At 47.6% G+C, this 6943-nt stretch carries 6 protein-coding genes; all 6 read right to left on the bottom strand.

Going from position 1 to position 6943, the window contains the following annotated elements:
• The coding region (locus ABUA47_RS11735) for a DUF3440 domain-containing protein (RefSeq protein ID WP_349831612.1) at positions 1-998 on the bottom strand (998 nt) is incomplete at its 3' end.
• Positions 999-1004: 6 nt separating this feature from the next.
• A complete protein-coding gene (locus tag ABUA47_RS11730; protein WP_172681589.1) occupies positions 1005-1445 on the bottom strand; it encodes a hypothetical protein in 441 nt (146 codons plus the stop codon).
• 29 nt (positions 1446-1474) lie between these two features.
• Entirely contained in the window at positions 1475-2509 is a 1035-nt protein-coding gene (locus ABUA47_RS11725; RefSeq protein ID WP_334312650.1) for an RNA-directed DNA polymerase, read from the bottom strand.
• 745 nt (positions 2510-3254) lie between these two features.
• Positions 3255-3602, bottom strand: coding sequence for a four helix bundle protein (locus tag ABUA47_RS11720; protein WP_225550654.1), 348 nt, complete (start codon positions 3600-3602; stop codon positions 3255-3257).
• A gap of 41 nt (positions 3603-3643) precedes the next feature.
• Positions 3644-4126: a hypothetical protein gene (locus ABUA47_RS11715; protein WP_005818128.1), complete on the bottom strand. Its 483-nt coding sequence runs from the start codon at positions 4124-4126 to the stop codon at positions 3644-3646.
• A gap of 113 nt (positions 4127-4239) precedes the next feature.
• Positions 4240-6921 carry a fimbrillin family protein gene (locus tag ABUA47_RS11710; RefSeq protein ID WP_349824488.1) on the bottom strand — a complete coding sequence of 894 codons (2682 nt, stop codon included), beginning with the start codon at positions 6919-6921 and terminating at the stop codon, positions 4240-4242.
• Positions 6922-6943: the final 22 nt, after the last annotated feature.

The following is a 6943-nucleotide window of genomic DNA, read 5'->3' as shown; positions in this document are numbered from 1 at the left end:
AGACAGCCGCCCTTCTCCCGCCAGAACCGCACGCTTACCTCCAGTTTATCCAGATAGTTGTTCCTGGCATCCTCAGGAAGGGTGTCCAGAAGGAAAAAAAGATATTTTTTCCAGGTCATTCCCTCAGGCAGCCTGACACCCCGCCATCCCATCGCTACAGAGTTACCGTAACCCCCGGCAAAATTAACACCGTTCACACGTCCCAGCATCTTGCCCCACATCTCCGGCTCGATCACCCTGTACAGATGCAGCGACGGGATGGCCTGGGAAATGAACGGGCTCGCAACACGCTGGCTGTTCAGAGGAACACCCGCCTGATAATAGAGGTCATACAACCTGTTGTATTTCCAACGGAAACGGCCATTGGCAGTCCATATATCCGTAGTATGCCAGTCATACAACGGATACACGTTGTCTATGCCCTCATCGACAGGACATATCCAGTCGGCTGAAGGGCCCGGAGTGCTACGATAGATCGTTCTCCAACGGTTAAAGCTTTCCTGGGTACGTATTCCAACCAGACATGCCACTTTTTGCACTCCAAGTTGCTTGCGGAGCCAAAAGGAAAAACATTCCTGGAACTCGTAATCCCACATCTGCGGAGTATAAAAATCAAATGCTTCCGTACCCAGGTATTCCACAGGCATCTCCCTGACCCAACGGACACAAGGGTCCCAGGGCCGCCAGAATCTCTGGTACATGGATGCAGCCGAACCGACCTTGAAAGGCACGCAACAGCGGTAAACATCCAGAATATCCCGGTTCGAAGACAGCATCTCATCCACATACTCCGTGGTCAGGGAATACTGCACTTCGTAATCCATATGGAATACTCCCATCCGACCTCCATATTGCCTGATATGCTCCACACAGGCATTCAGCAGCACACCGCTGTCCTTACCCCCCGAAAAAGAAAGGTACACATAATCATACTCGCCGAAGATTCTTCTGATCCTCTCCCGCAACGCCTGATATACATTCATCCGAGTTCCTCCCATTCTCTTTCAGCCATCCTGTTTCCCACTGTCGGAACCCATACGTACCAATTCCATCATAACATATAACTTGGTTTCCCGGATCGTGATGAAATTCATGTATTTGAAAATTCCGACATCCCGTTTCTGAACGGTCGCCCGCAAAGGGGAAGTCTCATCGCCCGACTCCTTGATCACGCTTTTCAACAGCTTCAGCAACTGGTTCCCCCTCTCCCTATCGGGAGTGGCATAATAATTATCAATTTTATAACCACCATCGAGTTTTCTCTCAACAGGCATGAAAGCCACTACCTGGTCTTCATGGTAGAGAACATGCCAGGTAAACATCCGGGAGGATTTATAAGGGTAGTTGTTATTCTCCCGCAGACATGCAGGACTAAGTACAAAGTGCCCTACGGCCAGATAAAGTTCGGGAGATTTTCCCTCAAATATTCGTACTTTCAGTTTCATAGGCATACATTTCATACATATACTGGTGCTTATTTACTATTCCTGCCCCCGCTATCTTCACGATGTACGCTATTATCCATAATCCGCCCCCCGGTTTCAGGAAAAGTTTCGGGTTCTTTTCCTCTCCCGTACGTATCTTTTATAGGGATCAGAAAACGACTCCTAATACCGGCTTTTCTATAACCTCCCGTAAAATAGAAATATTCTTTCAAAGGTGAATTACGCAAGAACCTATCCAGCAGAGCGTATGATCTGAAATGCTTCAAATGCCCCTGGTAGGAGTTTAGCACAGCCAACATCTTTCGCAGTCTTTCCGGAGCGGGTTTTCCTTTGGAACTCTCTTTTTCCAGCCTGTGTACCGCTTCCCGAAAAAATCCTGCGGTACGTTTTGACGGATATTTCCTGTACGGTCTCACATACGCTCCCAGAAAAGCCACACCACGACTGTAATGCTGCAATTCGATTTTATCCGGATGCAACTCCAACTCCAATTCTTCCTTCAAGAATTCCCGTATCCATGGAATCAGTTCCTTTAGATAGCGTTTGCTTGGATGGACAATAAAAAAATCATCCACATAACGCCCGTAATGTTTACAGCGTAAAACACGCTTCACATATCCATCCAACTCCCCCAAATAGATGTTACTGAACAGCTGGGATGTCAAATCTCCTATGGGAAGTCCCACACCTTCCGGAGAATTGAACAAACTTTTCGTGGGTGGAAGTCCTTCCCAATCTTCCGCGCTACCCCGTATCCGGCAATCCCGCTGGGGATTTCTGAATATAATCTGTCTTAGCAGGAAATCTATCAGTTCCATATCCGGGCATTCTTTTTGTTTCCGGCTTCTTCTATATCGTTCCAGTCCCTTGCAGATAAGATCGTACAGACGATCCTTCCTGATACTCATGAAATACCCCCTTAAGTCCAGTTTTAATATATAGGCACTATAACGATAATTTTGCGTACAACTGCGTATGTGGTGTTCCAGGCGTGCTATTCCCTGACTTGTCCCCTTTCCTCGGCGACATGAATAACTGTCAAAAATCATTCTGCCCTCAAACATAGGAGAAATATAATTATACAACAGATGATGCACTACCCTGTCCCTGAAATCCGAGGCAAAAATTTCTCGCTTCACTGGCCTGTTAACCACGAAACATACCCCAGGTGAAGGAGTGTAGTTCCTATCCCTTATCTGTTCATACAACTCCATAAGATTATGTTCCAGATCAATCTCAAACGCAAGCTGGCTCGCAGTATTTCTTTTCTTCTTCCTCGCCTCGTAATAGGCCTGAAAAAGATCCGTAAGCAAATCCTGTCTCTTATAACATTCAGCCATTTCTGTAATTTACATTCAAAGGATTCCCTGCCTCGTACAAGGATAAATTCTTGGGAAGAACGCACCCCAAACCCGTACGCCCGATTGTTGTTGTTCAACGGGTTCACGTTCGACGAGTTGAAGTTCAGGTTGCGACCGTTGTTCTGGTTGTTCGGAACCGCCGACCAACAGTAGCCGTAGCTGCCAACGTTGTTCGCCCCGCCATTGGAATAGTTGCGATACCCCGACGCAGGGAAATATAACCACTTATTGTATATATCGGAGGACCTTTCGGAACCCCGATATAAAACTGTCCATTACTGCCCGCAACATGGCTTCGGATACATCTATCCGCCATGACCGTTTTTACACGGACAGTGGGTTACTGAATTTATCTGGCACTCTCTCGCAAGTCTTGGCTATACGAAATGCTGGCCTTATCCTGTTTTGTGTAGGCAAAGGAATCCTTTTTATTTATATCTTTTCTTGTTTATATTTTTTCTTGACTCTTTGCGTCCTGTCTCCGTGCATAATCATGCCAAGCCGACAATTGCTTCGACAGCAACTCCACCTGTTGGGCAAACGCCGCATACTGCTTCACACTGATATGCCGCATATCTTGCAACAGTCTTAAACGGACCTTGACTCCTACAACCAGATCTCTTGCCCGTTCAATATACGGAAGTTTTCCAGTCGTAGCATTAGCCCTGTATATCATTACCATAATCTCGGTCAGATCCTTTTTCAACACCTCCACCAGTGTATATTTCACATCACGGGGAATCTTTCCCGTCTTCTCATACACACTCCTTAACAAATCATATGCAGCCTTATACACAGGCAAATTATCATAAACTGCCACTTCTCATTCATTGTATATTAGAGCATCTTTTTCAACTCATTTACAAATAACATACAATCCATCGGAGTACTTTCCGCCAGATTGAACATCCGGATTCGCATGATTAACTCTCCATGCGGAATATTACTCCGTGACAGATTCTGCACACACGCATCTCTCCTCCCTACAACTGAATGCTCCGATGAAAGTTCCTGTTTCCATTCTTCAAACCTCTGTCCGTCTATAGGTTTTAGCGTTCGCAACACAAGACGGTCAGGCATAGTCTCCATATGCTCCAAAGAACCTATATACTTTTGTTCATGCTTACATGGAAATCCCACTGAAACTATCTCACCGCCACCGAGTGACTTTAACCTTCTTTTTATAGCCTTCAAAGGCTTGATCTGCGTACAGACAGCGTAAGCAGACTTTTCATAAGCTTTCCAGAAAAGCCCCTCACGATAAAGAATGATACTTCCGTTATTACCTGCTTCAGCTTCTATAAAATCCTTGCTGGTCATAATTATTTAATTTTAATATCTATAAAAATCGACCGGCTTCGCCGGTACTATCCCTACGGCCTTAAAGCCGTAGGGAAAATAATCCAATGAAACGGATACGGTCGCTACGCTCCCTATTCTTGGGAAGAACGCACCCCAAACCCGACAGCCCGAGAGTTGGAGGTGCTCAAAGGGATCACTTGCAACGAGTAGAAGTACAGGTAGCGACCCTTGGTCGGGCTGGACGGAACCGCCGACCAACAGAAGCCGTAGCTGCCAACGTTGCTCACCATGCCATTGGAACGGTAGCGATACCCCGACGCAGGGAAGAAGATGGTTTTACTCTTTGAAGAATCAGTGTAGAAATTCCATCCCTTCAAGGAACTGCTGCTCCACGTTCCGTTGATTTCAGAAGACGTACTTGTACTGCCTCCGGTTGTTGTGAATCCAGTGAAAACATTACCGGGAGGAAGTTTGAAGCCCACAGGAGAGGGATCATAAATCGTTTTTATGACATTTTCGTCATTGGCAGTATAAACATTGTTATCGGCACTCCATAGATTTGCATATGTATTATCGCCATAATATTGACTCTGCATCACATCCGGTTTGAGAATATAATTCATGATACAAGTGGCGCCGGTAGAAAAGTTCTCCGTTTTAGGACTTTCCGTGTGAGCATTGCCGTCTTTGTCGTACCAGATTTTATTGGTATTGGCCAATCCGTTCGAAGGTGGGAACGGATCTTTACGACCCCACTCATAATAAGGATGATTGCCACCTGTTGTGATTGAAGCCGAAACTTGTTTGATGATCACTTCCTTGCTTGCGTCTCCGGCAGTGAATCTCACCTTGCAACTACGCTCTGCATAAGTTTCGGTACGACCATCGCACCAGCCGAGATTAACGGGCATAAATTTATATTTTTGGCTTTGGTGATTGGTTACCTCGATGGTTTGGCCGATATTTTCATCGGTCACCCAGATATGCCAGGACCAGAGGACGTTGTCGCCGGCATCCTTGATGGCGATGACGGCATTACCCTGCCGGATAGTCCGAGCATACACTTGGAAGGATATGTAATTCTCGGGATTAACGAATAGTTGCATTTGGGAATTATTGTATTGTACATTGGAAATCAAACCCGGCGCGTCCTGCCATAACAATTCGGCCTTGGCAGGAACACAACCGGCATTCTCTTTTATGTAAGGGCTGGTGATTGGATTACCCGTATGGTTGATGAAAGGTGTCAGAATATCACTTCCTGTTTTATTGGAGGTATATGCAGGAGTGTTGGTCGTACCATTTTTGATGGCATTTCCATATACTAAAGGGAAACAGTAGTATCCCGGAGCACTGACAACATAGCAGTTGGCGGTGTTCTGAACCGTTGAACCACCATCAGTCTGGTTGGCGAGGTTATGGTGATAAATTACACCACCGTGTGATGGGTTATCCCTTAACTTTTGCGCATGGGGGTCACTACTCGTACCGATCTGTGCGCCGACAGTTGCATTGTATGATTGTGGAGTCTCTCCACCGGGACCGGCTGTGGTGAAACCGGTCACCCAATCGAGTGGGGTATTTTTCCATGATACTCCGTCGTCCTCCGAAAACTCTGCCGTCCATGGGACGGATTGCTTTTCCCCTCTGGAGTTATGCTTGTAGCTTGTGACACTGTATTGTTGTGTACCGCCGCTATAGGTGAAGTCCCCTGGCATGTTGACGCTAAGCTCGTATGTCCAGTTTATGGAGCTGCTGGAGATTTTATAAGTGACAGTCTTTCCAATAGGCCAGACTGTGCCTTTGATGTCAGCGGTCAGCGTGTGATCGACGTTGGATTTGTCGGTGAATACGACTTCAATTTGTGCGCCGTCGGGAAGCGTCTGCGGAATCATCATGAAGGTCTGCGCATCGGTAGTAAGGGCTTCGTCCGGGGTTCCCGTAGTGGATTTATCCAATGTCTGCGAGAAATCGGCGGGAGTATCTACACCGCTCCAGCTATGTGTTCCATAGTTCAAAATCCCCTTGGAACAGACATTTTTCAGACTGACGCTCTTTACGGTACCTCCCTGCATGTCATTCCCGCACACGAACCTGACGGCTGTCAGGGCATGGTTGAAAGTAAGCGGCGCGGCATTATTAGCGTTTTTCAGAGTACCTGTCGGAGTAGTATAAATCGAATTTGCAAAAAGAAGGTCTTTCTGGTCGGCGACGTCTGCCGGGACCGTGTAGGTGATTGTCGGGCTTCCTGCCTTCGTCTTGTTCGAAAGGACGATTCCTTCCCCGTGGTAGGGCGCGTAGGCGAAGAATCTTATGCCTCCCGTGAGAGTCGGCCAATGATAGGAGGTGGTCCAGCTCGATGCTTTCGTGACCTCGACATCGTACATGTAATCCGGCCGGTACGAGGTCTCGCTCCACGGTTCATTAAACGCAGCAGCCAACACTCCGATCGATTCGTAGAGAGTCGCCGTTTTTACGGGCGTGGCACGGGTAAGGACGGCCGTGTCCGGACAAATGTCCGAAGAGGGGGAAGCGATACTGTCGGTGTAAAGCGTGTGCAGGTAAAGGGGAGTATTGCCATCTCCGCCGTGCAGGGGCTGCACGGAATCCCGTGGGACCGCCTTTTCTGCCGGGCCGCCCGCCGCCCGCGTGCTATGCCACTCCGACCCCTCGGATACCGAAAAGCGGATATAGGGTCCCGTGTACGCGCCCGTCTCAATCTCATCCCGGCACGAGGCGAGCAGGACGACCGAAAGCAATACCGGCAGGCTCAAGTTTCCGAGCCTCCGGCATAAATTCTTGTTCATTTCCATATTCGTGTCATTTATATCATCG

This window comes from Bacteroides sp. RTP31139st1_H2_RTP31139_211217, from assembly GCF_040227615.1.
Lineage (GTDB): Bacteria > Bacteroidota > Bacteroidia > Bacteroidales > Bacteroidaceae > Bacteroides > Bacteroides uniformis.
This window is presented reverse-complemented; position numbering and strand designations above follow the sequence as displayed.

Excerpts from the sequence above, each read along its gene's own strand:
- ABUA47_RS11715 (WP_005818128.1), bottom strand. The coding sequence starts at position 4,126 with ATGACCAGCAAGGATTTTATAGAAGCTGAAGCAGGTAATAACGGAAGT.
- ABUA47_RS11730 (WP_172681589.1), bottom strand. The coding sequence starts at position 1,445 with ATGAAACTGAAAGTACGAATATTTGAGGGAAAATCTCCCGAACTTTAT.
- ABUA47_RS11725 (WP_334312650.1), bottom strand. The coding sequence starts at position 2,509 with ATGTTTGAGGGCAGAATGATTTTTGACAGTTATTCATGTCGCCGAGGA.
- ABUA47_RS11710 (WP_349824488.1), bottom strand. The coding sequence starts at position 6,921 with ATGGAAATGAACAAGAATTTATGCCGGAGGCTCGGAAACTTGAGCCTG.